Origin of the sequence: Pseudoxanthomonas sp. 22568 (assembly GCF_052044485.1) — a bacterium.
Lineage (GTDB): Bacteria > Pseudomonadota > Gammaproteobacteria > Xanthomonadales > Xanthomonadaceae > Pseudoxanthomonas_A > Pseudoxanthomonas_A beigongshangi.
Window position 1 is genome coordinate 81,728 of sequence record NZ_JBQENC010000007.1, and the last position, 26,522, is coordinate 108,249.

A 26,522-nucleotide genomic window follows, 5' to 3' on the forward strand; every position below is an offset into this window, starting at 1 on the left:
CCCGGCCGGATTATGCCGTGGCCCTCAGCCGATGTCCGCGATCCGATAGCCGGCGCTCTGGACGGTATGCAGCAGCGGCTTGTCGAACGGCTTGTCGATCACCTTGCGCAGGTTGTAGAGGTGGCTGCGCAGGGTGTCCGAGTCCGGCAACCCGTTGCCCCAGATTTCGCGCTCGATTTCCTGCCGGGTGACCACCCGCGGCGATTCGCGCATCAGGATGGTCAGCAAGCGCAGGCCGATCGGCGACAGCATCAGCTCGTTGCCACCGCGGGTCGCGCGCATGCTCACCGGGTCGAGCACCAGATCGGCGACCTTCAGTACTTCGGCGCCGACCTGCCTGCGCTCGCGCCGGATCAGCGCGCGCAGGCGCGCTTCCAGTTCCTGGATGGCGAAAGGCTTGGTCAGGTAGTCGTCGGCGCCGGAACTGAGCCCGGTCAGCTTGTCGTCCAGGGTGTCTCGGGCGGTCAGCATCAACACCGGCGTGGACTTGCGCGCTTCATTGCGCAGCTTCTTGCAGACCTCCATGCCGTCCATGCGCGGCAGCATCAGATCCAGCACGACCACGTCGTAGCTGTTCTCGGTGGCCAGCCGGTAGCCGTCCAGTCCGTCCGAGGCGTAATCGACCTCGAATCCCCGACCTTCCAGATACTCGCCGACCATTTCCGAAATGTTGCGGTTGTCTTCGACAACCAGGACCAGTCCCGCGGTTTCCTGTGAATGGCGCATATGAGGCTCCTGTGCTTCAGGTTTGTGAAGCTACCCGGCCCCAGGTTGAGGTCACGTGAAGGGAAACCCTGCCATTCAGCCGCCAGTGAAGCTAGGCTTGCGCGTCCTCCCGCCGACTCCCTCCCATGCTCGCCCGCATCCTGCCCCTGCTGCTGCTGCTCGGCTCCAACGTCTTCATGACCTTCGCCTGGTACGGGCATCTCAAGTACCGCAGCGCACCGCTGCTGCTGGCCATCTTCGCCAGCTGGGGCATCGCCTTTTTCGAGTACACCCTGATGGTGCCGGCCAACCGCCTGGGCAGCACCGTCTACTCGGTGGTGCAGCTGAAGACCATCCAGGAAATCCTGACCCTGGTGGTGTTCGCCGGCTTCTCCACCTGGTACCTGGGCCAACCGCTGAAGTGGAACCACTACGCCGCGTTCGCGCTGATCGTCGGCGCCGCGTTCCTGATGTTCTACGAGTAAGCCGGGACGCTAGGCCGGCACGCCTTCGCCGCGCTGCACGATCGCGATGACCAGGTCGGCCAGCGCATGCCGCGCCTGCGCCGCGTCGATGGCGCCCGCCGCCGCCGCGTAGGACAGCGATTCCGCCGCGCCCAGCAAGGCCCAAAGACTGGCCGCCGGCAGCGCGCGACGTGGCGCGAACGGCGCCAGCAGACCATGGCATTTGGCCATGAAGGCGCCCTGGTACTCGCGCTTGATCCGCTCCATTTCCGGCGAACCCGTCAACGCGGCGACCACGCCCGGAATCTCGCGCCCCTGCGACAGCACGCAGTCCACGAAACAGGACGCGATGATGTGCGCGCGCGCGGGCAGGTCTTCGGCCCCGTGGCGGAGCGCCTCGTCCATCAGCGCTGATTGGCGCGAATCAAAATCCTGGTAGAGCGCGGCCAGCAGGCCGGCACGGGTGCCGAAGTGGTCGTACACGACCGGCTTGGTCACGCCGGCCGCTTCCGCCAGGCGTCCCAGCGACAGGGCCTCGGTGCCCTCTTCGCCGATCAGGCGCCAGGAGGCATCGAGCAGTTGCCGGTAGCGATCTTCGCGCGCGAGCCGCCGGCGCGGGGCGGGCGTGTCGGCGGCGGGAATCTCCCGGGTGGCTTTCCGGCGGCTTGACATCGTTATATACCAAAAGTAAGTTACGTTTCGTAAGTTACTCGAAGTATATACCCCGTCCACTCCCGGAGTTCGCCGTGCATGCCCTGATCGTCACCGCCCATCCGTTGTCCCAATCGTTCACCCATGCCGTGGCCGGCCGGCTGGCCGATGGCGTGGAGGATGCCGGGCACACCGCCGAGATCGCCGACCTGGCCAGGGAAGGCTTCGATCCCCGCTTCACCGCGACGGATATCGCCCGTTTCCTCCAGCAGGGACCGGCCGACGCCGACGTGCTGGCAGAGCAGGCGCGCATCGATCGCGCCGATGCGCTGGCCCTGGTGTACCCGGTCTACTGGTGGTCGATGCCCGGCCTGCTCAAGGGCTGGATCGACCGGGTGTTCTCGCAGGGCTGGGCCTACCAGGAAAGGGAGGGGCGCGACGAGCGCAGGCTGGGCCGGCTGAGCGTGCACCTGTTGGCGATCGGCGGCGCCGACATGCGGACCTATGCGCGCCACGGCTACTTTGGCGCCATGCGCACCCAGATCGATCACGGCATCTTCGAGTACTGCGGCGCGCGGGTGTCCACGTCCGAATTGCTGGCGCCGCTGGGAGACGAAGCGCCCGCGCGGCATCTGGCGACCGCCTTCGATATCGGCCGCCGCCTGTTCGCCCCCCACCGGGAGCGCGGCCTGGCCGAGGTGGCCTGAGCGCGCAGGCTCAGAAGCGAATCCTGCCGGTCAGGATGTCCTTGAACATTACCCAGTCGCCGGCGAAGGAATAGAACGGATGGCGGAAGGTGGCCGGGCGGTTCTTCTCGAAAAAGAAATGCCCCACCCAAGCGAAACCGTAGCCGCAGAACAGCGCGGCCAGCAACCACCAGAAGTTGCCCGAGGCGAACGCCCAGGCGACCAGCAGCAGCACGCCGCAGCTGCCGACGAAGTGCAGCCGCCGCGAAGTGCGGTTGCTGTGCTCGCTCAGATAGAACGGATAGAACTCGCGGAAACTGGCGAAACGGCCCATGGTTCGCTCTCCCGACCCTGGTGCGCCCCGGTGCGCGGCGATCGCCGGAGATGATGGCGCCGCGCGGTGGCCGGCGCAACGCCGCGCTGGAATTCAGCCCGTCCGCGGCGCGAACATGATCACCGCCATGCCGAGCAGGCACAGCCCCGCGCCCAGCAGATCCCAGCGCGTCGGCTTGACCGCGTCGACCGCCCACAGCCAGCCAATCGCGATGGTGACGTAGACGCCGCCGTAGGCCGCGTAGACGCGACCGGAGGCAGTGGGGTGCAGGGTCAGCAACCAGGCGAACAGGGCCAGGCTGGCGGCCGCGGGCACCAGCAGCCAGGCGCTGCCGCCCTTGCGCAGCCACAGGTACGGCAGATAGCAGCCGAGGATTTCCGCCAGCGCGGTGATGACGAACAGCAGCAGGGTCTTCATGTGTCCCCTCCTTCGCCGGCACCGATACGAAAACTCACTCCGGCGTGCCCCGCTCGCGCTGCTTGGCCTGCTGCCAGAGCGCTTCCTGCCGCTCCAGCGGGAGATCCTTCATTGCCTCGCCGCGCTCGCCCGCGATGGCTTCCATCGCCCGGAAGCGGCGTTCGAACTTGAGGTTGGCGCGACGCAGCGCGGCGCCCGGGTCGACCTTGGCATGGCGCGCGAGGTTGGCGGCGACGAACAGCAGGTCGCCGATCTCGTCCTCAAGCCGATCATGGTTGGACACGACATCGCCCTGCGCCAGCTCGGCCTGCACTTCGCCGATTTCCTCGTGAAGCTTGACAATCACCGGCGCCGGGCCGGGCCAGTCGAAACCGACCCGCGCCGCGCGCGACTGCAATTTCACCGCGCGCTGCCACTCCGGCAATCCGCGCGAAATGCCGGCCAGCGCGGACGTGTCGGCGTTGCCGGCGGCGGCGCGCTCGGCCTGCTTGATCGCTTCCCAGTTGCGGGTCTGCGCTTCGGCATCCTCGAAACTGGCTTCGCCGAACACGTGAGGATGGCGCCGGATCATCTTGTCGCAGATCGCCGCGACCACGTCCGGGAACGCGAACGCGCCCTGCTCCTTCGCCATTTGCGCATGGAACACGACCTGCAGCAGCAAGTCGCCCAGTTCGTCCTTCAGATCCTCCAGATCGCCACGGTCGATCGCGTCGGCGACTTCGTACGCTTCCTCGATCGTGTACGGCGCGATGGTGGAGAAGTCCTGCTCCAGATCCCACGGGCAACCGCCGTCGGGATTGCGCAAGCGCGCCATGATGTCGAGCAGTTCGCGGATGTCGCGCGGATCAGGCGGTCTGTTCAACGGCGCCGTCCTCCAGCCATTCGCGCCACGGCAGCGCGGGATCGCCCAGGGCGATGAAATCGCCATTGAGCAGGGTCTCGCGGCGGTTGTAGCGGAAAGCGCGTCCATCCGGCGCCAGCAGCGCGCCGCCAGCGGCTTCCAACACGCACTGCGCGGCGGCGGTATCCCATTCCGAGGTCGGCCCGAAGCGCGGATACACGTCCAGCGTGCCTTCGGCGATGCGGCAGAACTTCAGCGACGAACCCAGCCCCACCAGTTCGATGTCGCCCATCCGCGCCAGCACCGATTCGGTGCGCGCGTCGCGGTGCGAGCGGCTGGCGGCCACCCGCAGCGGCGCCTTGGCCGGCGCGCGGCTGCGCAACTGTTCGTCCACCTGGCCGCGCCGCCGATATGCGTGGCGGCCGCGTTCGGCATGCCAGATCTCGCCGGTGACCGGCGCCTGCACCACACCGAAGATCGGGATGTGCTGTTCGATCAGCGCGATGTTGACGGTGAACTCGCCATTGCGCTTGATGAACTCGCGGGTGCCGTCCAGCGGATCCACCAGCCAGTAGGTCGGCCAGGCGCAGCGGGTCTGCCAGGGGATGTCGGCCGCTTCCTCCGACAGCACCGGCCATTCCGGCGTCAGCCGGCGCAGGCCCTCCGAGATCACCCGGTGTGCAGCCAGGTCGGCCGCGGTCAGCGGGCTGTCGTCGGCCTTGCGGGTGACGTCGAAGCCCTGTTCGTACACCGCCATGATCGCCTCGCCAGCTTCGCGGGCGATGACGAGTACGGCTTCGTGCAGGTCCGAGGTCATCCGGCTCATGCCGAGGTACGCAGCCATTCGCGGGCGATGAACAACGCGGCCAGCGAACGACCTTCCGAAAAATCCTCGCGCAGCATCAGCTGGTCGAGGGCATCAAGCTTCCACGGCACTACTTCCAACTCCTCGGGTTCGTCTCCGGGCAAGCGCTCCGGATACAGATCTCGTGCGACCACCAGCCAGGACTGGTGGCTCATGTACAGGGGCGCCTGGGTCAGGCTGCGCAGCACGTCGACGCGACGCGCGCCGTAGCCGGCTTCTTCCTTGAGTTCGCGATCGGCGGCCTGTTCCGGCGTTTCGCCGGCGTCGATGCGACCCTTGACCAGGCCCAGCTCGTAACGATGCACGCCGGCGGCGTACTCGCGCACCAGCAGCACGGTGTCGTCGTCGATCAGCGGCACCACCACCACCGCGCCATGTCCTTCCGCGCGAACGCGATGGAAGCGCCGGCGCTCGCCGTTGCTGAACTCCAGATCGAGTTCCTCGATGTTGCGCTCCAGCGGGCCGCCGGATCGCTCGGTCACGCCGTGGATGATCGGCAGGCGCCGGCTCATGGCTGCGCTCCGCGGACAGGAACCGGGCGACGGAAGGGCAGGCACGCCGATATCATGGCGGGATGGCGGAAACGAATCATGAAACCCGAATGCTAGCAGAGGCCGACGCCTGGCGTTCGCGCGATCTCGCGGTCCTGTGGCATCCGTGCACCCAGATGCGCGAGCATCCCCATACCTTGCCGTTGGTTCCCATCGCCCGGGGCGAAGGCGCCTGGTTGATCGGCCAGGACGGACGGCGCTATCTGGACGCGGTCAGCAGTTGGTGGACCAACCTGTTCGGCCATGCCGAACCGCGCATCGCGGCCGCCATCGCACGCCAGGCCGGGCAACTGGAACAGGTGATCCTGGCCGGCTTCAGCCACCCGCCCGCGGTGGAACTGGCCGAGCGCCTGCTGGCGCTGGCGCCACGGCAACCCGGACGCGCGCCATTGGCGAAAGTGTTCTATGCCGACAACGGTTCGGCCGGGGTGGAAGTCGCCCTGAAGATGGCCTTCCACTACTTCCACAATCGCGGCGAGGCGCGGCGGACGAAGTTCATCGCGCTGGAGAACGGCTACCACGGCGAAACCCTGGGGGCGCTGGCGGTCGGCGACATTCCGCTGTACCGGCGCATCTATGCGCCGCTGCTCGCCGAAGCGCTGTTCACGCCCTCGCCCGACGCCTGGCAGGCCGAACCGGGCGAGAGCGACGCCGATGTCGCCGCGCGCGCGGCCGATGCCTTGGCGGACCTGCTGGACCGCCACCCCGGTGAAATCTGCGCGTTGATCCTGGAGCCGCGGGTGCAGTGCGCCGGCGGCATGCGCATGCATCATCCGGATTATCTGCGACGCGCACGTGAACTCTGCGATGCGCACGGCGTGTTCCTGATCGCCGACGAGATCGCGGTCGGCTTCGGTCGCACCGGCACCCTGTTCGCCAGCGAACAGAGTGGCGTCATGCCGGATCTGCTGTGCCTGTCCAAGGGCCTGACCGGCGGCTTCCTGCCGCTGGCCGCGGTGCTGGCCACGCAGGCGATCTACGACGCGTTCCTCGATGATTCCCGTGAACGCGCCTTCCTGCACTCGCACAGCTACACCGGCAACCCGCTGGCCTGCGCCGCCGCGCTGGCGAGCCTGGACATCTTCGCCCAGGATGACGTGCTGGCCCGCAATCGGGCCACCGCCGGCCGCATGGCGGCGCTGGCCGCGCCGCTGAAGGAATTGCCCTGGGTCGCCGACGTGCGCCAGGCCGGCATGATCCTGGCGATCGAGCTGACCCGCGACGGCGATCGCCGCCATCCGTTCGAATCCGGTCGACGCATCGGCCTGCACGCCTACCGCGCGGCGCTGGCCCGCGGCGTGGTGCTGCGGCCGCTCGGCGACGTGCTGTACTGGATGCCGCCCTATTGCGTGGACGAGGCGCAGCTCGAACTGCTGGCCGCCACCACCCGCGCCGCCATCGAGGAAGCCATCGCATGCGCCTGACCCGTTGCCACGTCGACCTGCCGCTGGCGCCGGCGCGGACCTTCACGCTGCCGGAGTCCGCAGCCAACCATCTCGGCCGGGTCCTGCGCCTGCGCGAAGGCGACGAGTGCGTGCTGTTCAACGGCGACGGCCAGGACTACGCCGCCCGCCTGGTCGAGGTGAACAAGCGCGAGGTGCGCGCCGAAATCCTGTCCGCGCTGCCGGTCGATCGCGAATCGCCACTGCGGTTGACCCTGATCCAGGGCATCGCCCGCGGCGAGAAGATGGATCTGATCCTGCAGAAGGCGACCGAACTCGGCGTCGCCCGGTTCCAGCCGGTGAACGCCGAGCGCACCGAGGTGAAGCTGGATGCCGAACGCCTGGACAAGCGGGTGGCGCACTGGCGCAGCGTGATCGTGTCGGCCTGCGAGCAGAGCGGCCGCGGCCGGGTACCGGAACTGGCGCCGCCGGCCGGGCTGATGCAGGCGGCGCAGGCGTGCGCGGCGTCCGACCTGCGGCTGCTGCTGGATCCGGTCGGCGAGCTGTCCCTCGCCGCGATGACCTTGCCGCCCGACGCCGGCGTTGTCGTCGCCATCGGGCCGGAGGGCGGCTGGTCGCCGCGTGATCGCGAGATCCTGCTGGCGTCCGGATTCCAGGGCATGCGGCTGGGGCCGCGCATCCTGCGCACGGAAACCGCCGGACTGGCCGCGATCGCGGCCTTGCAAGCGCGTTTCGGCGATCTCGCCTAGGCGCGAGTCACGCGTCTCATCGCCAGGCGGCCAGTTCCTCGGCGCTGATGCGGCCGTCGTGGTTGCGATCGACCAGCTTGAATTCGCTCGCCAGCGCGTGGCCCTCCGGCACTTCGTCGCGGCTTACCACGCCATCGCCGTTGCGATCGAGATCGGTCACGGTGACCCGGTAATCGGCGGCGTTGGGCAGCGCTTCCGGCTGTCCCCAGCGCACGGTGACCGGGCCGCTCTGCTCCTGCAGCTGACGGCTCTGGCCGCCGCCGTGATAGGCGGTCAGGGATTCGGTGCGCACCGGCTGCGGGGATGCCTGCTGGGCAACGGCCTGCGCGGCCAGCAGCCAAAGGGGAAGAAGGATCCAGGCTTTCATGACGGCCTCCCGTTTCGCGGTGGACAAGCTGCGCTCGGCAGCACGATCACGCTGTCACCGCCGCCGCAAACCGGGCGTGAATGCGTGTCGCCGCGCCAGCGCAAGTTCAGCGCGGTGGAAACGGCGTGAACGGGTGTGCGCTCAGGCCGCCTGCAGCGCCTCGTGGATGCGATCCTCGACCAGTTGCAGGTCCGGCAGGATCGCGACCTCGTCGCCGAGCAGCACGCGCACTTGCACGCCCGCCGGCAGCTCTTCCTCGGTCGCGTCGGCCAGCAGCCCGTCGCGCGGCACCGAGACCAGACGCGGGAACGACGGCGTCAGCAGCGCGTAGTAAGGCAGCTCGGCACGACCGCCCAACGCTTTCAGCACCACGATCTTGTTGTTGGCCTGCGCCGTTTCGCCGCCCAGTCCGGTCAGCCGGGCGAAGGCGACCAGCGGCACCCGCCAGCCGTGCCAGTCGATGGCGCCTGCCAGCCAGGCGGGCGCACCCTCGATCGGCATGATCGGTGCGCGCGAAAGCACTTCGGCGATCGTCGCGTTGGGCAACAGCAGGCGGTCATCGCCGCTCTGTACCAATACGCCACGGATCTCGTCGTTCGAATGTGCCATGCGGGAATTCTCCTCAGATCCAGCGTTCGGCCAGTTGCCTGGCCATCTCGACCGGCGTCGCCAGCGTTCCGCCGCGTGCCGCCAATGCGTGCGACGCGGTCGGGTCGTAGCAGCCTTCCGGCGCCTGCGCGGCGACCCAGGCGCCCTGCGCGTTCAACGCCCAGGCCGCGTTGACCCATTGGCTGTCGCTGCCGCTCAGCAGCAGCACCGCGCTATCGCGTGGCGGCAACTGCGCGATCGCGGTTTCGAGTTCGCCATGGGCACGGAAATCGATCGCGTCCTGCTCCACGCCGATGCCGACATCGCCGGGCAGCACATAGACGTGCGCGGCCTCGGCGGCGTGTCCGGCCTCGGCCAGCATCACCGGCATCGTCGAGACGCGCGCCATCTGCCGCACCAGGTTGTCATAGCGTCCGCCATCCAGCTTCAGGTGGATGACCAACGGACGGCCGAAATCGGGCGGGAGCTCGGCCAGCAGCTTGCGTATCGCATCCGGGCCGCCGATGCCGGCGAACACCAGCACCGCGCCGGGCGTGCGCGGACCGCCGCCCGCCGCGGTAGGCTCCAGCGGTTCCAGTGACAGTTCCCACTTCGACGGGGCCGGGTTCCCGTCCAGCGACGACGGCGGGACGGACGGCGATGCCGGGGAGGAAGGCGCGGGTTCGGTGGTGACCGGCTCCAGCGCCAGATCCCAGACCGGCTCGATGGCCGGCGGACGCGGCGGAGGCAATGGAGTCTCCGCGGGAAGTTCTTCCTTCGGCGCCGCGCCGCGCAGCCACTCGTCCGCGTCGACCACCGCGGACTGGGCCGCCGCCGATGGCGGCCGGTAGGCGAAGTCGTCGTCGGGAAGTTCCCAGGCGCGATCCACCGCCTCGTGCACGTGCGGTTCGATCGCGGCATCGGCGTGCATCTGCGCGGGGGTGGGCGGCAGGCCCGGTTCCAGCGCAAGCGATGCATCCTCTTCGCGGCCGGGTGGCAGCACATCGTCGTGGCCGTTGATCTTGGCCGCCAGGTGGCGTGCCCAGCGCCGTGCTTCCCAGCCATCGCGGCGGGCCGCCAGTTCGGCCTCCTCGAACAGTACGGCGATCGCCGGATCGTCGAGCACGGCATCGAAGCGGGCGAGGCTGTCCTCGATGGCCGGCTCCAGCGCCACCAGCACCACTTCGGGGGCCGCGTCGGTCACCGTCTGCGCATCGATCGCCGCCGGATCGTCTTCCAGCACGATGTCCGCGCCCACCTCGTTGAGCGCGCTGCGCAGGCGTTCCCGCGCCGGCCCGGAGCGGGCCAGAAGGGCGACGCGCTTGACCTCATTCGCGGACACGGGCGATTCCCAGCAGATCGTAGACGTTGCGCATCAAATCCAGTTCCTGGTACGGCTTGCCCATGTAGCGCTGCACGCCGATGTCGAACGCGCGCTGGCGATGCTTGTCGCCGGTACGCGAGGTGATCATGACGATGGGCACGTCCTTGAAGCGCGGGTCGGCCTTCATCGCGGTCGCCAGTTCATAGCCGTCCATGCGCGGCATCTCGATGTCCAGCAGCATCAGGTCCGGCACCCGGTCTTCCAGTTTCTCCAGCGCTTCGACGCCGTCGCGCGCGGCGGTGACCTCGAAGTTGTGGCGTTCCAGCACGCGGCCGGTCACCTTGCGCATGGTCAACGAGTCGTCGACCACCATCACCAGCGGCACGCGGCGCTGCTCCTGCACCGGTGCCGCCGACGCCGGCTGCTGCGGCTGGGCCAGGTGGCGACGCACCAGCGGTGCGATGTCCAGGATGACCACCACGCTGCCGTCGCCGGTGATCGTGGCGCCGTAGATGCCGGGGATGGAGGCCAGCTGCGGACCGACCGCCTTGACCACGATTTCACGGTTGCCCAGCACCTGATCCACGGCCACCGCCGCGCGCATGTCGCCGGCGCGGATCAGCAGCAGCGGCACCTGCGCCTCGCCTTCGGCGCGCGCCGGCGCATGGCCGACCAGGTGGCCCAGGTTGTACAGGGTGTACTCCTCGCCGCCGTAGACGTAACCGCCTTCGCCGGCTTCGAAGCGCGCATGGCTGATGCGACCGATGCCGCTGACCGAGGCGACCGGCACGGCGAACTGGGTTTCGCCGATCTGCACGAACGCGGCCTGGGTCACCGCCAGCGTCTGCGGCAGGCGCAGGGTGAACTCCGCCCCCTCGCCCTGGCGCGAAGCGATGTCCAGCGATCCGCCCAGCTGTCGCACTTCGTTGTAGACCACGTCCATGCCGACGCCGCGTCCGGCCAACTGGCTGACGCTGTCGTAGGTGGAGAAACCCGACTCCAGGATCAACCGATCCAGATCGATGTCGTCGATGGCCGCGCCCGGCTGCAGCAGGCCGCGCTGTTCGGCGCGCTCGCGGATCGCCGTCCGGTTCAGGCCCGCGCCGTCGTCGCGGACGCTCAACACCATTTCCGAACCTTCCCGGCGCAGGTGGACCTGCACCGTGCCTTCCTCCGGCTTGCCCGCCTTGGTGCGCCTGTCGGGCGATTCCAGGCCATGCGCCACCGAGTTGCGCAGCAGGTGTTCCAGCGGCGCGGTCATGCGCTCCAGCACGTTGCGGTCCATTTCGCCGTGGGTGCCTTCCAGCAACAGGCGGACCTGCTTGCCGGTATCGGCCGCGGCCTGGCGCAGCACGCGCCGCAGGCGCGGCACGATGCCTTCGAACGGCACCATGCGCGCGCGCATCAGGCCGTCCTGCAGTTCCGAACTCACGCGCGACTGCTGGTGCAGCAGGCTGTCGTAGTTGCGCGCCAGATCGTCCAGCACGCCCTGCAGGCCGCTGATGTCGGCGGCCGATTCGGCCAGCGCGCGACTGAGCTGCTGGAGGGTGGAGAAGCGGTCCAGCTCCAGCGGGTCGAAGGTGGCGTCCTGGTGATCCTGCTCGCGCTGGTAGCGCGCGACGATCTGCGCCTCCGTCTCCAGGTCCAGGCGACGCAACTGGTCGTGCAGGCGGATGTTGGTGCGCTCCAGTTCGGCCATCGCGCCGCGGAACGCGCCGAGCTGCTGCTCCAGACGGGCGCGGTAGATCGCCACTTCGCCGGCGTGGTTGACCAAACGGTCCAGCAGATCCGCGCGTACGCGTACCTGCTCCTGCTGGCTATGGGGGAAGAACTCCTCGTCCTGCGCGAATTCGGTCTCGACCGGTGCCGACAGCGGCGCCAGCGTGACCGGCGCGGGCGCCGGCTCGACCACGCGTTCGGGTCCGGCGGGCGGCTCCAGCCCGCGCGCATGCGCGACGAATTCGCCAATCAGCCCCTCCGGCAGGCGGACCGCGCGACGCGCGGACACCCGCTTGAGTTGTTCGTGCAACGCATCGAAACCACGTTCGAGCAGTTGCACGCCGCGCCGATCCAGTTCGGTGCGCTGGGCCACGATCGATTCCAGCATCGATTCGATCGCGTGGCCCAGATCGCCGACCGCGTGGATGCCGGCCATGCGCGCGCCACCCTTGAGGGTGTGCAGATCGCGCTGCAGGCCGGTCACCAGACTGCGGTCTTCCGGCGTTTCGCGCAGCCTGGCCAGCAGGTCGTCGGAATGGTCGAGCAGGTCGTTGCCTTCCTCGACGAAAATCTCGACCAGATCCAGATCCAGACCGGTCAGATCGAGCGCGTCTTCGGGCTGTTCTTCCATGGCTGCAGCCTCGGCGGATGCCTGTACCGCGTCTTCCGCCGCAGCGGCGGTCTCGAACGCCGCCGGCGCCGGCGACGTATCCGCGTCCGCACCTGCGGTCTCCGCTTCCACGCGTTCCGGGGCCGGCTCGGCCGCGGGCAGGGCTTCGGATTCCGCCTCGATCACGGCCGCATCGAAGGTGGTTTCGGTCGCGGTGGTGGCTTCGGTTTCCGCAAATCCGGCTTCCGCCAGATCCGGTTCGGGTTCGGGTTCGGGTTCGGGTTCGGCCAATCCGGCGGCGATCAAACCGGCGTCGCCGGCTTCGAGGTCGGACGGCGGTTCGTCGCCCGCGCCGATCTCCGGCGTGGCGAAAGATGCCTCCGATTCAATGTCGGCGACTTCAACGTCGACGGCAGCGGAAACCGGTTCTCCATCCGCTTCCGGCCCTGGCTGACCGGCGCTTTCCGTGACGAACGCGTCGGCGGCGGAAGCTTCCACTTCCACGGGCGTGATTTCCGAATCCAGGGAAGCAACGGTGTCTTCTTCCCGATCATCCGGTTCGTCGGCGTCGTCGCGCATGGCGGACACAGGGGACGCGGGGTCGACGCTGGCTTCCTCGACCAGCGTGACGCTTTCCCATACCAGCGCGTCGTCCAGGCTCGCGGTATCGCCAACGGTCGTGGCATCGTCGAGCGCGATTTCCTCGCCGACCTCTCCATCCGTCACCTCGAGGCCAATCTCCTCGACCACCAGCGCATCGCCGGAAAGCCCGGCCGTTGTCTCGACCGTCGTTTCCGGAGCAGGCTCGGCAGCCGGCGTCGCATCATCGGCGGAACCGGACGCCGCATCGATCGCGGGGACGGATCCGGCATCGGACCAGGGCGTATAGACATACGAGGTGCGCACGTCGTGCACATCGTAGAAGTTGATCGTGCTGGCGGCCTGCGCCGCCGCGGTGGCATCCGCGACCGACGCCTCCGGCGCGCCTTCGGACGGGGCGACTTCGGAGGAGGTCGAATCGACCATTGCGGGATCGAGCGCTGCAGGCGCAAGCGGCTCGCCCGCTTCCACCGGTGGCAATGCCCCGGTCTCCTGCACGTCGCCTGCGTCCGTCGTTGCCGCTGTTCCGGTCGCGTCACGCCAGCCGGTGACACCGAGCGCGTCGGCCTGCGAAGGCTCGATGAAGCGCGACAGATCGTGCGGCGCCAACTGCACGTCTTCCAGCGGTGCCGGGCCCGCGGTGCCGGCCACGGTCTCGACATAGGTGCCCTGGGCACTGTCGTTGACCAGTTGGGCGCCTGCGCGCACGTCGGGCAGGCTGTCGCGCAGGGCGGCCAGGCGCGCGGACAGCGCCGCGAACACCGGGATGCGCGGCGAAGGCCTGTTGAGTGCGTCGATACTGCGGGCAATCGCCGCGGCGGCATCGGAAAGCGCGTCCACGCCTTCCGGCGCGGGTGTGCCGGCGACGGCGAGCAACCGCTTGATGTACTGCTCGGCCGGCGCGGTGACCTCGATGATTTCGGGCACGTCCGCCATCGCGAACGCGCCATTCATCGTGTGCATCGCGCGCAGCAGCGGTTCGGTCGCCGGTTGTGGCGCGATACGCGCCGCCGACAGCCAGCCGTGGACGGTCTCCAGATGAGTGGCGACTTCCGCTTCCAGGATTTCCCGCAGGACCGAGTCCACCGAAGCCGGCGTACCCGAGAGGAAGTCCGGTTCCGGTTCGGCGCTGCGGCTGTCCGCGGACACGGCCCCCATCGGCTCGAGGGCCGCGGGTTCGCCATCCTCGATCGCCTCGATGGCTTCGGCGTCCGCCGCGCCCTGCTTCGAGTAGAACGCTTCCTCGCCCGCCGCGATCCGGTCGGCCACGGCCTTGATGCCTTCCAGATCCGCGCTGACCGGCGCCTGTCCGCGCAGCGCCGCGTTCAATTGCGGCAGCACGTCGCAGGCCTGTTCCAGCAGCACCGCCACCGCGGTGCTCGGTGCGCGCGTGCGATCCAGCACGCGGTTGAGCATGTTCTCGACCTTCCAGCTGAACTCGCCCAGCGCCTTGGCGCCAACCAGGCGGCCACTGCCCTTCAGGGTATGGAACACGCGGCGGATCGGACGCAACCGTTCCAGATCCTCGGGCACCATCCGCCAAGCCGGCAACAGCTGGCGCAGATTGACGATTTCCTCGTCGAACTCCTCCAGGAACACTTCCCGGATCTCGTCATCGATGTCGCCACCCTCGACTTCGAACCCGCCGGCCAGCGCGGTCACCGCCGCGACCGGTGGCGGCGCGTGCGGTACCTGCGGAGCGCCCTGCGGCATGGCGTGACCGTCACCGGACGGGGCCAGCGCGCTGGCCGCCGCGTCGATGTCGGCCATCACCGCGGCGAGTTCGACGTCGTCGTCGGCGGCATCGGATTCGATTTCCAGTTCGACCGGTTCCCAACTGACCGGGACCGTGCTCGGCGCCGGTGAAGCTTCCTCGGTGAACTCGAAACCCACCGGGTCGAAGGGATGTGCCTGCGCATCGGTGCCGTCGATGGACGCGGTGGCGGCTGCCGTCGGGGCCACGGTTTCCGGCCGCGCTGGCGCCGGCAGCTCCTCCACGGGCACGCCGGCCGGAGCTTCCTCCGGCAACGGCCAGTACCGCAGGTTTTCCAGGCTGCTGCGGGTGATTTCCAGGATGTCGTCGCGATTGGGGCGCCGCTCGCGCAGCGCCTCCAGGTAATACTCCAGGCTGGCCAGCGCATCGGCGAGCGTGTCGAGCTGCTGTCCGCCGGGCACGCGGCGCTTGCCGATCAGCTCGTTGCTGACATAACGGCGCACGCCCAGCAGGTAGTCGCCGGCCTGATCCAGTTCCAGCATGCGCATCGCGCCGGCGACCTCGTCCAGCAGGCGCGGCACTTCGGCCAGTTCGGCGTGATCCCAGTTGGTCTCGATGAAAGCGACGAACTTCTCGCGCGCCGAAGCGAAATTGATGATCGCTTCCTGCGCCAGCACCTCGACAGTGCGCTGCGATTCGACCGCGCTCGGATCCTGCTGGCCTTCGTCGGCCGGGCCGCCCAGGCGTGCGACCTGATCATCCAGCGACGCGTCCACGTAGAGCAGCGCGCCGGCGATGTCGAGCAGCGTGCCCTCGTCGGCCTGGCGACGGCCTTCGGCCACGTCGCGCAATGCGTCGCGCTGCTGCTGCACGACATCGCGCGCCACGCCCAGGCCCATCATGCCCAGGGTGTCGGCGACGTTGCCCAGTTCGGCGACCTGCTGTTGCAGCGATGCGGCATCGCCACGCGTGCGCAGGTGCAGATCCAGCGCGTCCTTGACCCGCAGCAGTTCTTCCTTGACCGCGCCGCCCACCGTGTCGAGCAGTTCGCGGTTGCGTCCGCTGATGCTGCTGCGCGCATGATCGATTTCCTCGGCGCTCGGCTGCGGCGCCTCGGCCGCCTGGGTTCCCGGCGGGAACAACATGCTTTCGTTCAATCCGGACGCGCCGCGGGCGTTGCGGATTTCGTTGAGCAGCGGCAGCAGCACGATCGGGATGTCGCGATGGCCGTCCTGCAGGCGCTCCAGGTAGTCCGGCAGCAATACCGCGCCGCGCATCAGGGTGGCGCAGGCCTCCTCGCGGTCGGTGACGTTCCCTTCCTGCAATGCCTGCGCCAGCTGTTCCAGTTCCTCGGCGACCATCGCCGGGGCATACAGTTCCACCATCCGCAGCGTGCCCTGGACCTGGTGAAGGTAACCGGCGCAGAACCGCATCCGGCTGCCGTCGGTCGGGGTCTCGACGAACGCCTCGATCTCGCCGCGCGCCAGGCGCAGCGTCTCGTCCAGCTCGGGTTTGACCCAACCCAGGACGGCATGGCTCATGGCCTCGCGCAACGCGCTCATCGGCACGCTCCGTCAGCAAGCGAGCGGCAGCCCGTCCGGGACGGGTGCCATGCGGTGGAAATTCGGGCTTTCATCCGTGCGTTCCGTCCTCAGCCCGGCAGTTTGAAGTCGGCGACCGAACGACGCAGGTCCGCCGCCAGTTGCGCCAGGTGGCCGATCGAATCGGCGGTCTGCTTGGCGCCGAGCGAAGTCTGCGAGGTGATCTGGCGGATCACGCCCATCGTCTCGGTGATGTCCGAGGCCGCGGCCGACTGCTGCTGGGCCGCGCCGGAGATGTTCTTGATGAGGTCGTTGAGGTCGCTGGACACGCGCTCGATCTCGCCCAGCGCGGTGCCCGCGTCCTCGGCCAGGCGCGCGCCGGACACCACTTCGGCGGTGGTCTGTTCCATCGAACTGACCGCCTCGTTGGTGTCGGCCTGAATCGCCTGCACCAGCGACTCGATGCGGCGGGTCGCGCCGGAGGTGCGTTCGGCCAGCCGTTGCACTTCGTCGGCCACGACCGCGAAACCGCGGCCCGCCTCGCCCGCCGAAGCGGCCTGCACCGCGGCGTTCAAGGCCAGGATGTTGGTCTGTTCGGAAATGTCGTTGATCAGTTCCACCACCGATCCGATTTCCTGCGAGGACTCGCCCAGGCGCTTGATGCGCTTGGAGGTTTCCTGGATCTGGTCGCGAATCTGGTCCATGCCGCGGATGGTCTCGCGGACCACGCCGGCGCCCTCGGTCGCGATCTGCACCGAGCGCTGCGCCACGTCCGCCGATTCGGTGGAGTTGCGCGACACCTGGTCGATGCTGACCGCGATTTCGTTGATGCGCTCGGAGGCGTTGGTGATCTGGTCGGCCTGGTGGCCGGCCGCTTCGGCCAGTTGCAGCGCGGTGGCCTGGGTTTCCTGGGTCGAGGCGGCCACCTGCACCGAAGTGTCGTTGATGGTGGTCACCAGGTTGCGCAGTTCGTCCACCGCGTAGTTGATGGCGTCCGCGATGGCGCCGGTCATGTCCTCGGTCACCGAGGCCTTGACCGTCAGATCGCCTTCACCCAGCGAGCTGATTTCGTCCAGCAACCGCATGATCGCCTGCTGGTTGCGGCTGTTGAATTCGACCTGGGTCTGGTAGCGCGTTTCCTGTTCGCGCTGGCGGTTGCGGTACAGGCTGAAAAGGAAGCCGCCAATCGAGACCAGCAGCAGGAAGCCGGCACCCACCGAGATCCAGAAGTTCGGGAACAGGCGGGTATCGCGCACGGAACCGAACGCGGTGAACGCCTCGAACAAGCGGGTGCTGTCCTCCAGCATCTTGCCGGCGCCGTTGGTCAGCGCCGCGGCCGAGGACTGCGCGCCGAACAGGTTGCGCGAGCTGCCGAGGATCGCGTCCAGATCCTTCTTCATGTTGTTCCACAGCGCCTGCGACTGGTCCAGCGCGGACAACGCGCCTGCGTTGCGGACCGCGGCGATGCCCAGGTCGGCGTTGCCGTTGCGCAGGCCTTCCAGCACCTGGCCGAACAGCACCGCGTCGCGGCCGAGCGCGTCGCCGGCCATCGAGGCGCCGGCGCCGCCGGCGCGGATTTCGGTCACGCGACGGGCCATCGTGCCGGCCAGCACGACCTGTTGCAGCGCGCTGTAGATCTGCGAGGACGGCGCCCCGCCGGCCGACATCGCGCGCACCACCTCGTTCAACTGCGCCTGCAACTGCGGCACCTGGCCGGCGAAGCGATCGGCGTTGCCGGACAGGGCCAGCACCGCGGCCTCGCTGGCGATGATCTGGTCGGCGCTCTTGTCCAGCGGCGCCCAGGTCGTCTTCAGCTGGGTCAGCGGTCCGACGATGGCGCCTTCCTTGCCGAACCGGCCTTCCAGTTCGGTGACCGTGGTGTCGATGCGTTCCTTGGTGGTCCGGAACGCCTTGAACGCATCGGCGTTGCCGGCCACCGCCTCGCGGCCGTAGTTGGCCAGCTGTTGCGACAGTACGCGCATGTCCGATGCGCCGGTGCTGGCGCCGGACAACCGGCTGCCCTGCCAGGTGGCGACGCCCGTGTTGGCGCCGAACAGCAATACCGCAATCACCAGCAGGACCAGCCAGGACGTGCTGCCCAGGCCGCCCAGCTTGCTGGTGTTGGGGGAATCCGCCGCAGTGCTCATTTCCAAACCCCTGGCTGTTTCTAGTTGTCGTCCGCGTCAGAGCGCGGCTTGTCGGAACTCCGGTGTGCGCGCCAGCAACGACAGCGCGAACACCCCCCAATCGTGCTCGTCGCCGTGATACGCACGGTCGACGAAATATCCGTAACGCCCCTCGGCCAGGCTCCCCGGCTCGGTCCGCTGGGTTTCATTGAAACTGCGTTGTCCGTACAGCTCGTCGATGGTCAGGGCGACGTCCCCGCCCGGCTGACGCATCACCAGCACCCGCTGCCCCTCGTGCAGCACGGTGCGCTCGCCTTCCAGGAACTGCTTGAGATCGACAACGGGAAACAGGTTGCCGCGCAGGTTGCCGATGCCCAGCAGCCAGGGTTGCGCGCCCGGCACCTGCGTCATCGGCGGCAGCGGCACGATTTCCACCACTTCGGCGAAGTTGGACACCAGCCGGCGCTGGCCGACCCGGTAGCCGACCCCGCGCCATTGGTCGGGCGCCTGCTCGACGGCAGGCAGCACGACCGCATGCGCCAGGCTGCGGCGCTCGTATTCTGCGAGGATATCGAACGGCGTACGACTCATGTCCCGCTCCCAGTGCGCGGTGTGGCAGTCGGCGTCACGGCACTCAAGTGCTGACGTGCGCGCGGATCGCGCCGAGGAGTTCCTCGCGCGTGAACGGCTTGGTCAGGTACTGCTCGGATCCGACGATCCGGCCGCGGGCCTTGTCGAACAGGCCGTCCTTGGAGGACAGCATGATCACCGGGGTGCTCTTGAACACCTGGTTGTTCTTGATGAGCGCACAGGTCTGATAACCGTCCAGCCGCGGCATCATGATGTCGACGAAGATGATCTGCGGCTGCTGGTCGGCGATCTTGGCCAGGGCCTCGAAGCCGTCCGTCGCGGTCACCACCTCGCAACCTTCTCGTTTTAATAGGGTCTCCGCGGTGCGGCGGATGGTTTTCGAGTCATCGATAACCATGACCCGGAGGCCATTGAGTTCCCCGGCCCGGTCAGCGTTCTGCGTCATTACTGGAATCCCCGTGCGCGCGACGCTTCATTGACCAACCGGCGTCGCTGCGATGCCCCTATATTCCAGCCCCGGGGCGGACTGTCAAGTTGAGCCTCGGGAAAGGCCCCAGCTGAACACGGCGATGCGAACTCCGTCTCACTTGGCTCGCAGGCTTCCCGGCGGGTTCGACGGGCGCGGCCTGCTACCATCGCGGCACTTTCCGCACCGGTCCGCCACCTCCCCGCCATGCCGTTCGATGTCATCGTCGTCATGGACCCCATCGGGTCCATCAAGATTGCCAAGGACACCACCTTCGCCATGCTGCTGGAAGCCCAGCGCCGCGGCCATCGGCTCCACTACGTGGTCCCGGGCGGGCTGTCGCTGCGCGGCGGCGAGGCCTGGGCGCGCACCGCCCCGCTGGCGGTGAAGGACGACAAGGCCGGCTGGTTCACCCTCGGCGAACCGGTCGACCAGCGCTTCGGCCCCGGCCAGGTGGTGCTGATGCGCAAGGACCCCCCGGTGGACGGCGAGTACCTGTACGACACCCACATCCTGTCGGTGGCCCAGGCCGCCGGTGCCCTGCTCGTCAATGATCCTCAGGGCCTGCGCGATTTCAACGAGAAGCTGGCCGCGCTGCTGTTCCCGCAGTGCTGCCCGCCCACCCTGGTCAGTCGCGACCCGGCCGCACTCAAGGCCTTCGTCCACGAGCATGGCGAAGCCGTGCTCAAGCCGCTGGACGGGATGGGCGGGCGCTCGATCTTCCGGGTCCGCGCCGGCGATCCCAACACCAACGTGATCCTGGAAACCCTGGTCGGCCCCGGCCACCTGGCCCTGGCCCAGCGCTTCATTCCCGGCATCAAGGACGGCGACAAGCGGGTCCTGCTGGTCGATGGCGAGCCGGTGGACTACGCACTGGCGCGAATCCCGCAAGGCGACGAATTCCGCGGCAACCTCGCTGCCGGCGGCCGCGGCGAAGGCCGCCCGCTGAGCGAGCGCGACCGCTGGATCGCCGGTCAGGTCGGCCCTGAAATGAAGCGCCGCGGCATGCTGTTCGTCGGCCTGGACGTGATCGGCGACTACCTGACCGAGGTCAACGTCACCAGCCCGACGTGCGTGCGCGAGCTCGATGCCCAGTTCGGGCTGAACATCGCCGGGCAGTTGTTCGACGTCATCGAGCGCAAGCTGGCCGGCTGACGTGAACGCGGTTGCCGTTGCCCCGCCCCGCGTCGGCGAGAACGAACGCCTGGGCGCGACCCTGGCGCTGTCGCTGATCCTGCACGGCATGCTGGTGCTCGGCGTGGGCTTCAGCCTGGACGAGGCGGCGCCGGTGGTGCCCACCCTGGACGTGGTGCTCAGCCAGACCCAGACCCCGCTGACCCCGAAGGAAGCCGACTTCCTGGCCGCCGCCAACCAGCAGGGCGGCGGCGACCACGACAAGGCCAGGCGTCCGCGCGACAGCCAGGCCGGCTGGGTGCCGCAGCAGGAGACCGGGCTGGCGCCGCAGCCGTTGCGCGCGCAATCGCCGGCGCCCGCACCGCCGCCGGAGGCGCGCGTCATCACCACCCGCGACAGCGCGCAGCGGGTGCCGCTGGCCGAATCGACGCCACCGATCGAACGCCCCGACCTGCCGCATGGCGAGCGCAAGATCCAGCACGACGCCGAGATGGCGCGGCTGGCCGCCGAAATCCACCTGCGCTCGGAGCTGTACGCCAAGCGGCCCAAGCGCAAGTTCGTCTCCGCCAGCACCCGCGAGTACGCCTATGCCAACTACCTGCGCGCCTGGGTCGATCGCGCCGAACGCGTGGGCAATCTCAACTATCCGGACGAGGCGCGCCGCAAGCGGCTGGCCGGGCAGCTGGTGATCAGCGTGGCGGTACGTCGCGACGGCTCGATCGAGCAAACCCGCATCATCCAGTCCAGCGGCATCCCGCTGCTCGACTCCACCGCGCTGCGCATCGTCCGCCTCGCCGAACCCTTCCCGCCACTGCCGGAAACCGACGAGCACATCGACATCCTGCACGTCACCCGCACCTGGAATTTCCTGCCCGGCGGTGAAGTGCGGGATGAGTAGTCGCCAGCCGCCGATGCCCGCCGCCGCCTCAGCGTGCGTCCGGAAGCGCTGATCTGCGGCAACCCGCTGCATCCAGCCAACAATGGATCAACCCGGGGAGGCGCGCGACACGCGTGTGGCCCAGATGAATTGCACCGCGAGCGCAAGCACCACCAGCGACACGGGCACGACGATTCTGGAAATGGGAACGAGTCCGAACCATTCCAGCCCCAGGTACCAGCGATAGGCATACAGGGGCAGCATCAGGAATCCGACCCCGCAGATCAGGACCTCGGGATCCGTGCGCATCCCCAGCAAGGACGCCAGTCCGTTGTCCGGGGCGCCAAACATCCTGTTCGCCAGAAGCACCTTGCCGGCCAGCCCGGATCTCTCCGATGTCCCGATCTTTTCTTCATACCATTTGAACCGGATTACCAGGTTCATCCAGATCATGAGCGAAGTGAAAACAAGGCAGGTTTGGCCAATTCCTCCCAGCATCAACACCGTTGCCGGCGCCAATCCTTCATCCAGGAGCGTCCTGGCCAGCGGATTGGCTTCGTGTTCCAGATCCGGTGAGTGGTGCAACGTCGCGTAGATGTCGAATGCCGCTCCACCGAGGATGAAGGCCGCACCAGCCAGCAGGGGAATGGTCACGCGGCCTCCTTTCCAATCCCGGCGGAATCCCAGCGCAAGAACCGCACACATGCCCGCGCCGACGAGGCAGCCTGCAACCACCTCGATCCGCAACCCTGGCAGGGCGTCGAACAGATTCATGGCCAACAACAGCAAAGTGACGCCGAGCGTCCGATAAAACACCCGATATACGTTCATCCCCCACCCGCGCGAGAAAAGCCTCTGCCATGCGAATCGCATGGCAGAGGCAGCGATCGACCATGCTTCGGAATCACCTACTCGGGATCCACGACTTCACCGGATGGTTTCTCCCCCTTCCGCAAGCCGCCCGTGGTGGCACACCCTGGGCCAGTGGCAAGCAAGATCCTGATCGCCACTACCACCACCGGCGCGATACCGCCTCCAACCGCTGCCGTCTCGCTCATTGAAAGTTCACGCATTTCCTTACTCCTGAAGACGACGCATGTCCCCTGCATCCGGGGCAGGAAAATTCGGCGACATCTCGGCCGGATTTTTCCGTCCCCTTTCTCGTACACGGTTTGTACCCCGGTCAATTAACATTGGGCGTTTCCATGCGCTAGTTCACCAAGCGAGTCTTGACTCCATCAATACGCGGAATTTATCCGGAGCATTTGCTCCTTGCATTCGAACAAACTTCTTTCTTGATCTCGTTCACCCGCTCATCCAATCCGGAACAGCGGACAGCCGTTGGCGAATGATTTTCGCAAACGCAACTTGCAATGTGAGAGTCAATGTTAGTTGCAGCGATGCGAATGCGCGCACTACGCTCGTTGCTCCTTCATTGCTGGAATGACGACATGAAACTCACATCACGCATCCGTATCGCCCGCCAGAATGCCGGACTGTCGCAACAGGAATTGTCCGAGCGCATCGGCGTTACCCGCGGCGCGGTCGCCAACTGGGAGTCCGACTCCGAGGTCACGCCCACGGTCGAACACATGATCCGGTTGGCGATACTCACCGGCGTGAGCTTCGAATGGCTGGCGACGGGGCGCGGCGCGGGGAACGACGATCAGGAATCTCCGCATCTGGTCGCCGCCCCGGAAGAATTCGCCCGTGACAGTGACGAACGCTCCCTGCTGCAGTTGTTCCGCGAGGCACCGAAGCAGCAGCGTCCGCTGATCCTGGACGTCGTCGAGGTCCATGCGCGCAAGCGCCGCGCATGAAGCGGGACATCCCGTCCGCGCCATCGCGCGGGCGGGATGTGGGACGGCCGCGCCTGCCTACTTGGATGCCCGCAAGGCTTCCTGCTCGGCCAGCGTCAGCGCGACGTTGTCGCGCAGGTAGGCGGGCTCCACCCGCTCCGGCGCGACGGTTTCGCCACGCGCGTAAGCCAGCGATGCCAACTGCGCCAGATCGGACGCATGCGGCAGCACCTGCGGATCCACGCTGGCCAGCCAGGGCTGGAGGCGTGCCTGCAACGCGCCGTCGAGCGCGGCGAAGCCGGTACCGGCGCCATGCCAGCGACCGTCCTCGTCAGGCAGCACGACCGCGTCCGGCGCGGACACGGTCTCTTCCGACAGCGCCACCAGATCCGCGCCATCGCGCATGAAGGCACCGGCATACACCTCGCCCATGCGCGCGTCGATGGCGGCAAGAATGCGTTGCTTCGCCCCGACCGGCTCGGTGGCATACGGCAGCACCAGCGACGCCGCCACCACCTTGAGGGTGGAGATCGGAACGATCGGCTGGTCCAGCGCCATCGCGATGCCCTGCGCCAAAGCGATCGCCAGGCGCACGCCGGTGAACGCGCCGGGTCCCCGGCTGATCGCGATGGCATCCAGTTCGGTCCGCGCCACCCCGGCGTCCGCCAGCAGTGCATCTGCCCAGGGCAACGCCAGTTCGGCATGCCTGCGGGGCGCGATCTCGAAGCGCTCGCGCACTTCGCCGTCCAGATACAGGGCCACCGAGCAGGCTTCGGTGGCGGTCTCGAATGCAAGCAGCTTCATGACAGATCCATTTCCCTCTGGCCCGCCGATTCTGGCGCAAAGAACGCCTGCACGTCTTCCACCCGTCGGGTGCGCGCGAACGGCGGCAGCGAATCCAGGAACACCCGGCCATAGGACTTGCCCAGCAGGCGCGGATCGCACAGCACCAGCACCCCGCGATCGGTCTCGCTGCGGATCAGCCGGCCCACGCCCTGCTTGAGCGCGATCACCGCCTGCGGCAGCTGTTCGTCGCGGAACGGATTGCCGCCATGCCGGCGGATCGCGTCCAGGCGCGCTTCGAATACCGGATCATCCGGCGCCGCGAACGGAAGCTTGTCGACCACCACCACCGACAGCGCATCGCCGGCCACGTCGACACCTTCGCGGAAGCTGGCCGCGCCCAGCAGCACGCCGTTGCCCGATTCGCGGAACCGTTGCAGCAGCAGCGCACGCGGCGCTTCGCCCTGCACGAACAGCGGCCACGGACCGCCGCGCAGCAGTTCCGCTGCCTCGCGCAGCGCGCGATGCGAGGCGAACAGCAGGAACGCGCGCCCTTGCGAGGCATGCAGCACCGGCTTGACCGCTTCGATCACCGCCCGGCCGAAATCGCGCGAGCCAGGATCCGGCAGGCTGCCGGGCAGGTAGCACAGCGCCTGCCGCGGCCAGTCGAACGGACTGGGTTGCAGCAGGGTGGGCGGATCTTCCAGGCCCAGGCGTTCGGCGTAGTGGTCGAAGCGACCGCCCACCGCCAGCGTCGCCGAGGTGAACACCCACGCCGCACGCGACTGTTCGCGGTGCTGGCGCAACGGCGCGGACACGTCCAGCGGTGTGCGCTGGCAGCGGAAACCGCGCTGGGTGAGTTCGTACCAGAACACGTCGCCGGCGGCGTCGTGCGCGTGTTCATCGTCTTCGAATCCGGGAATCGCCTCGCTCTCGCCTTCGCCCAGCCAGCGCGAAAGCCGCGTGGACAATTCGCGCGCGCGGGCGGCGCAGGCATCCAGGCCGATGGACGCCTCGGCCATGCCGACCACGCACTGGAAAAGCTCGGCCAGCGCTTCGACCACGTGATCGAAACCCTCGCTCACCTCGATCTTGCCCAGCGCGCGTTCGCGGGTACCGCGTACCGGCAATCCCTCCATCGCCAGGCGCAAGTCGCGCAGCGCCAGTTCCAGCCGCTGCACCGGGGCCTGCAACGCGGCCAGCGCGCCGGGCACGTCCTTGCACTCGCTGAGGCAATCGCGCGCCAGTTCCTGCAGCGGACGCATGCCGAAACCTTCGCCGAAGAAATTGGCCGCCAGTTCGGGCAACTGGTGCGCCTCGTCGATCACGAAGGCCTGCGCGCCCGGCAGGATTTCGCCGAAGCCTTCCTGCTTGAGTGCCAGGTCCGCCAGCAGCAGGTGATGGTTGACCACCACCAGATCGGCCGCCTGCGCGCGCTGGCGCGCCTGCACCACGAAGCAGTCCTCCCAGAACGGGCAATCCGATCCCAGGCAGTTGTCCACCGTGGAGGTGACCATCGGCAGCAGCGGCGAGTCGTCGGGCAGCGTCGCCAGTTCGGCCATGTCGCCGAAGTGGGTGCGTCCGCCCCAGGCGACGATGCGTTGGAACTGGTCGACCTGTTCGCGCGAGGTGAAGCGCGGCTCGCCCTTGGCCTGTTCCAGCCGGTAGCGGCACAGGTAGTTGGCGCGACCCTTCAGCAGCGCGCTCTTCAACCCGATGCCTAGCGCGTCGCGCACGCGCGGCAAATCGCGGTGATAGAGCTGGTCCTGCAGTGCGCGGGTGCCGGTGGACACGATCGTCTTCAGCCCGGACAGCAGCGCCGGCACCAGATAGGCGAAGGTCTTGCCGGTGCCGGTGCCGGCCTCGGCGATCAGCACATCGCGCTGATCGAAGGCATCGGCAATGGCCCGGGTGAGGCGCAATTGCGCCTCGCGGGGAACGAAAGCATCGAGACGGCTGGCCATGGCGCCGCCCTCGCTGAGGGCTTCGCAACTGGCTTGGGCAAGCTGGGACATCCTTACATTCTATTGATGCCGGGCACCGTGCAGGCATCGAATTGCTGGCCGGCCTCGCCGATGGCGCGATCCAGCGTCGCGAGCTTCGCCGCCTGTTCGTCCAGTTGCGCCTGGTTGGGACGCTTCAGCGGCGCGGCCACCTGCTCGCGACGGCGTTCGCGGACCTGGCGGACGGTTTCCCAGTGCCGGCGGCACAGCGGGCCGACCGCCGAACCGAGCGCGGTGGCGCGCGCGGCGAACTGCTCGGCGCGATCGAATTCGCCCTGCGCCAGCGCAACCTCGGCGCGCTCCTGCAACACCGCCGGGTCGTCGGCGACGATGCCCAGCGCCTTGTCCAGCGCGGCGGCGGCGGCGGCGGCATCGCCCGCGGCCAGTGCCTTGCCGGCGGTATCGCGCAGATCCTCGACCTCCGGATCGCGCAGCGGTTGCACGTTCAGTTCGCGCTCGTCGCCGCCCTGCGCGGCCTTGTGGACCGCACCCAGCATCTGCGCGGGCGTGCGCAGCGCGACGGCGGGCGCCTCGGGCTCGGGCGGCGTGGTGACGCAGGCGGCCAGCGATACCGTGGCAATGGCAAGGATGGCGGTGCGCGGAAACGACTTCAT

The 26,522-nt window shown here is 68.2% G+C and carries 24 protein-coding genes and 2 pseudogenes; 7 read left to right on the plus strand and 19 right to left on the minus strand.

The window, feature by feature from the left end:
- Positions 1-24: 24 nt before the first annotated feature.
- A complete protein-coding gene (locus ACTJI2_RS10745; protein WP_079724910.1) occupies positions 25-726 on the minus strand; it encodes a response regulator transcription factor in 702 nt (233 codons plus the stop codon).
- Positions 727-851: 125 nt separating this feature from the next.
- Between ACTJI2_RS10745 and ACTJI2_RS10750 the strand changes: the two genes are divergently transcribed.
- Complete coding sequence (locus ACTJI2_RS10750; protein WP_183638857.1) at positions 852-1,190, plus strand: DMT family protein; 339 nt, start codon at positions 852-854, stop codon at positions 1,188-1,190.
- 9 nt (positions 1,191-1,199) lie between these two features.
- Here the strand turns inward: ACTJI2_RS10750 and ACTJI2_RS10755 are convergent, their stop codons facing one another.
- Complete coding sequence (locus tag ACTJI2_RS10755) at positions 1,200-1,811, minus strand: TetR/AcrR family transcriptional regulator (RefSeq protein ID WP_218533550.1); 612 nt, start codon at positions 1,809-1,811, stop codon at positions 1,200-1,202.
- Between the two features lie 104 nt (positions 1,812-1,915).
- Here ACTJI2_RS10755 and ACTJI2_RS10760 point away from each other — a divergent pair, with 104 nt between their 5' ends.
- Entirely contained in the window at positions 1,916-2,527 is a 612-nt protein-coding gene (locus ACTJI2_RS10760; protein ID WP_203322860.1) for an NAD(P)H-dependent oxidoreductase, read from the plus strand.
- Positions 2,528-2,537: 10 nt separating this feature from the next.
- On the opposite strand, the gene ACTJI2_RS10765 is transcribed toward ACTJI2_RS10760, so the two are convergent.
- The 5 genes from ACTJI2_RS10765 to nudE form a co-directional block, all read right to left on the minus strand.
- A complete protein-coding gene (locus tag ACTJI2_RS10765; protein WP_192197920.1) occupies positions 2,538-2,840 on the minus strand; it encodes a DUF962 domain-containing protein in 303 nt (100 codons plus the stop codon).
- Between the two features lie 93 nt (positions 2,841-2,933).
- Positions 2,934-3,257: a YnfA family protein gene (locus ACTJI2_RS10770; RefSeq protein ID WP_183638865.1), complete on the minus strand. Its 324-nt coding sequence runs from the start codon at positions 3,255-3,257 to the stop codon at positions 2,934-2,936.
- Between the two features lie 34 nt (positions 3,258-3,291).
- Complete coding sequence (gene mazG, locus ACTJI2_RS10775; protein WP_440842077.1) at positions 3,292-4,119, minus strand: nucleoside triphosphate pyrophosphohydrolase; 828 nt, start codon at positions 4,117-4,119, stop codon at positions 3,292-3,294.
- The gene (cysQ, locus tag ACTJI2_RS10780; protein ID WP_141456020.1) at positions 4,103-4,924 is read right to left on the minus strand and encodes a 3'(2'),5'-bisphosphate nucleotidase CysQ; all 822 of its coding nucleotides are present in this window, start codon (positions 4,922-4,924) and stop codon (positions 4,103-4,105) included. The genes mazG and cysQ overlap by 17 nt, the downstream gene beginning before the upstream one ends.
- On the minus strand, positions 4,921-5,475 hold the full coding sequence (nudE, locus tag ACTJI2_RS10785; RefSeq protein WP_440842078.1) for an ADP compounds hydrolase NudE: 555 nt from the start codon (positions 5,473-5,475) through the stop codon (positions 4,921-4,923). The genes cysQ and nudE overlap by 4 nt, the downstream gene beginning before the upstream one ends.
- 62 nt (positions 5,476-5,537) lie before the next feature.
- On the opposite strand from nudE, the gene bioA reads away from it, so the two are divergent.
- Both bioA and ACTJI2_RS10795 read left to right on the plus strand, forming a co-directional pair.
- The gene (gene bioA / locus ACTJI2_RS10790) at positions 5,538-6,938 is read left to right on the plus strand and encodes an adenosylmethionine--8-amino-7-oxononanoate transaminase (protein ID WP_440842079.1); all 1,401 of its coding nucleotides are present in this window, start codon (positions 5,538-5,540) and stop codon (positions 6,936-6,938) included.
- Positions 6,929-7,666, plus strand: coding sequence for a 16S rRNA (uracil(1498)-N(3))-methyltransferase (locus ACTJI2_RS10795; RefSeq protein WP_440842080.1), 738 nt, complete (start codon positions 6,929-6,931; stop codon positions 7,664-7,666). Before bioA ends, ACTJI2_RS10795 begins: the two co-directional genes overlap by 10 nt.
- A 16-nt stretch (positions 7,667-7,682) precedes the next feature.
- On the opposite strand, the gene ACTJI2_RS10800 is transcribed toward ACTJI2_RS10795, so the two are convergent.
- From ACTJI2_RS10800 to pilG, 8 genes and pseudogenes are all read right to left on the minus strand, one after another.
- Complete coding sequence (locus ACTJI2_RS10800) at positions 7,683-8,033, minus strand: hypothetical protein (RefSeq protein ID WP_183638873.1); 351 nt, start codon at positions 8,031-8,033, stop codon at positions 7,683-7,685.
- A gap of 141 nt (positions 8,034-8,174) precedes the next feature.
- The gene (locus tag ACTJI2_RS10805; protein WP_141455773.1) at positions 8,175-8,642 is read right to left on the minus strand and encodes a chemotaxis protein CheW; all 468 of its coding nucleotides are present in this window, start codon (positions 8,640-8,642) and stop codon (positions 8,175-8,177) included.
- A gap of 13 nt (positions 8,643-8,655) precedes the next feature.
- Positions 8,656-9,963, minus strand: a complete 1,308-nt coding sequence (locus tag ACTJI2_RS10810; protein ID WP_343205536.1) for a chemotaxis protein CheB — start codon at positions 9,961-9,963, stop codon at positions 8,656-8,658.
- A pseudogene (locus ACTJI2_RS10815) lies at positions 9,950-14,557 on the minus strand (Hpt domain-containing protein); the annotation flags it as partial. The gene ACTJI2_RS10810 and the pseudogene ACTJI2_RS10815, both read right to left, overlap by 14 nt.
- A 1,272-nt stretch (positions 14,558-15,829) precedes the next feature.
- Positions 15,830-16,150, minus strand: a pseudogene (locus ACTJI2_RS10820) (Hpt domain-containing protein); the annotation flags it as partial.
- Between the two features lie 89 nt (positions 16,151-16,239).
- Positions 16,240-18,276 (minus strand): methyl-accepting chemotaxis protein, encoded by a 2,037-nt coding sequence (locus tag ACTJI2_RS10825; protein ID WP_183638877.1) that lies wholly within the window; start codon positions 18,274-18,276, stop codon positions 16,240-16,242.
- A 36-nt stretch (positions 18,277-18,312) separates the two neighbouring features.
- On the minus strand, positions 18,313-18,846 hold the full coding sequence (locus tag ACTJI2_RS10830; RefSeq protein WP_141455769.1) for a chemotaxis protein CheW: 534 nt from the start codon (positions 18,844-18,846) through the stop codon (positions 18,313-18,315).
- A gap of 43 nt (positions 18,847-18,889) precedes the next feature.
- Positions 18,890-19,291 carry a twitching motility response regulator PilG gene (gene pilG, locus ACTJI2_RS10835; protein WP_141455768.1) on the minus strand — a complete coding sequence of 134 codons (402 nt, stop codon included), beginning with the start codon at positions 19,289-19,291 and terminating at the stop codon, positions 18,890-18,892.
- Positions 19,292-19,519: 228 nt separating this feature from the next.
- Between pilG and gshB the strand changes: the two genes are divergently transcribed.
- Both gshB and ACTJI2_RS10845 read left to right on the plus strand, forming a co-directional pair.
- The gene (gshB, locus tag ACTJI2_RS10840; protein ID WP_183638879.1) at positions 19,520-20,467 is read left to right on the plus strand and encodes a glutathione synthase; all 948 of its coding nucleotides are present in this window, start codon (positions 19,520-19,522) and stop codon (positions 20,465-20,467) included.
- Between the two features lies 1 nt (position 20,468).
- The gene (locus ACTJI2_RS10845; protein WP_318287666.1) at positions 20,469-21,344 is read left to right on the plus strand and encodes an energy transducer TonB; all 876 of its coding nucleotides are present in this window, start codon (positions 20,469-20,471) and stop codon (positions 21,342-21,344) included.
- A gap of 87 nt (positions 21,345-21,431) precedes the next feature.
- On the opposite strand, the gene ACTJI2_RS10850 is transcribed toward ACTJI2_RS10845, so the two are convergent.
- Positions 21,432-22,097, minus strand: a complete 666-nt coding sequence (locus ACTJI2_RS10850) for a hypothetical protein (RefSeq protein ID WP_440842081.1) — start codon at positions 22,095-22,097, stop codon at positions 21,432-21,434.
- A 677-nt stretch (positions 22,098-22,774) separates the two neighbouring features.
- Between ACTJI2_RS10850 and ACTJI2_RS10855 the strand changes: the two genes are divergently transcribed.
- Positions 22,775-23,143, plus strand: a complete 369-nt coding sequence (locus ACTJI2_RS10855) for a helix-turn-helix transcriptional regulator (RefSeq protein ID WP_183638888.1) — start codon at positions 22,775-22,777, stop codon at positions 23,141-23,143.
- A gap of 57 nt (positions 23,144-23,200) precedes the next feature.
- Here ACTJI2_RS10855 and tsaB read toward each other — a convergent pair whose 3' ends face one another.
- The 3 genes from tsaB to ACTJI2_RS10870 are packed head-to-tail and all read right to left on the minus strand — an operon-like array spanning position 23,201 to position 26,522.
- Positions 23,201-23,926, minus strand: a complete 726-nt coding sequence (tsaB, locus tag ACTJI2_RS10860; RefSeq protein WP_440842082.1) for a tRNA (adenosine(37)-N6)-threonylcarbamoyltransferase complex dimerization subunit type 1 TsaB — start codon at positions 23,924-23,926, stop codon at positions 23,201-23,203.
- On the minus strand, positions 23,923-25,920 hold the full coding sequence (locus ACTJI2_RS10865) for an ATP-dependent DNA helicase (protein WP_440842083.1): 1,998 nt from the start codon (positions 25,918-25,920) through the stop codon (positions 23,923-23,925). Before ACTJI2_RS10865 ends, tsaB begins: the two co-directional genes overlap by 4 nt.
- A gap of 2 nt (positions 25,921-25,922) precedes the next feature.
- Positions 25,923-26,522 (minus strand): tetratricopeptide repeat protein, encoded by a 600-nt coding sequence (locus ACTJI2_RS10870; protein WP_440842151.1) that lies wholly within the window; start codon positions 26,520-26,522, stop codon positions 25,923-25,925.

Excerpts from the sequence above, each read along its gene's own strand:
- ACTJI2_RS10850 (WP_440842081.1), bottom strand. The coding sequence starts at position 22,097 with ATGAATCTGTTCGACGCCCTGCCAGGGTTGCGGATCGAGGTGGTTGCA.
- ACTJI2_RS10765 (WP_192197920.1), bottom strand. The coding sequence starts at position 2,840 with ATGGGCCGTTTCGCCAGTTTCCGCGAGTTCTATCCGTTCTATCTGAGC.
- pilG (WP_141455768.1), bottom strand. The coding sequence starts at position 19,291 with ATGACGCAGAACGCTGACCGGGCCGGGGAACTCAATGGCCTCCGGGTC.
- ACTJI2_RS10855 (WP_183638888.1), top strand. The coding sequence starts at position 22,775 with ATGAAACTCACATCACGCATCCGTATCGCCCGCCAGAATGCCGGACTG.
- tsaB (WP_440842082.1), bottom strand. The coding sequence starts at position 23,926 with ATGAAGCTGCTTGCATTCGAGACCGCCACCGAAGCCTGCTCGGTGGCC.
- ACTJI2_RS10805 (WP_141455773.1), bottom strand. The coding sequence starts at position 8,642 with ATGGCACATTCGAACGACGAGATCCGTGGCGTATTGGTACAGAGCGGC.
- ACTJI2_RS10865 (WP_440842083.1), bottom strand. The coding sequence starts at position 25,920 with ATGTCCCAGCTTGCCCAAGCCAGTTGCGAAGCCCTCAGCGAGGGCGGC.
- ACTJI2_RS10745 (WP_079724910.1), bottom strand. The coding sequence starts at position 726 with ATGCGCCATTCACAGGAAACCGCGGGACTGGTCCTGGTTGTCGAAGAC.
- ACTJI2_RS10825 (WP_183638877.1), bottom strand. The coding sequence starts at position 18,276 with ATGAGCACTGCGGCGGATTCCCCCAACACCAGCAAGCTGGGCGGCCTG.
- cysQ (WP_141456020.1), bottom strand. The coding sequence starts at position 4,924 with ATGAGCCGGATGACCTCGGACCTGCACGAAGCCGTACTCGTCATCGCC.
- ACTJI2_RS10795 (WP_440842080.1), top strand. The coding sequence starts at position 6,929 with ATGCGCCTGACCCGTTGCCACGTCGACCTGCCGCTGGCGCCGGCGCGG.
- ACTJI2_RS10800 (WP_183638873.1), bottom strand. The coding sequence starts at position 8,033 with ATGAAAGCCTGGATCCTTCTTCCCCTTTGGCTGCTGGCCGCGCAGGCC.
- ACTJI2_RS10870 (WP_440842151.1), bottom strand. The coding sequence starts at position 26,522 with ATGAAGTCGTTTCCGCGCACCGCCATCCTTGCCATTGCCACGGTATCG.
- bioA (WP_440842079.1), top strand. The coding sequence starts at position 5,538 with ATGGCGGAAACGAATCATGAAACCCGAATGCTAGCAGAGGCCGACGCC.
- ACTJI2_RS10750 (WP_183638857.1), top strand. The coding sequence starts at position 852 with ATGCTCGCCCGCATCCTGCCCCTGCTGCTGCTGCTCGGCTCCAACGTC.
- nudE (WP_440842078.1), bottom strand. The coding sequence starts at position 5,475 with ATGAGCCGGCGCCTGCCGATCATCCACGGCGTGACCGAGCGATCCGGC.
- gshB (WP_183638879.1), top strand. The coding sequence starts at position 19,520 with ATGCCGTTCGATGTCATCGTCGTCATGGACCCCATCGGGTCCATCAAG.
- ACTJI2_RS10770 (WP_183638865.1), bottom strand. The coding sequence starts at position 3,257 with ATGAAGACCCTGCTGCTGTTCGTCATCACCGCGCTGGCGGAAATCCTC.
- ACTJI2_RS10830 (WP_141455769.1), bottom strand. The coding sequence starts at position 18,846 with ATGAGTCGTACGCCGTTCGATATCCTCGCAGAATACGAGCGCCGCAGC.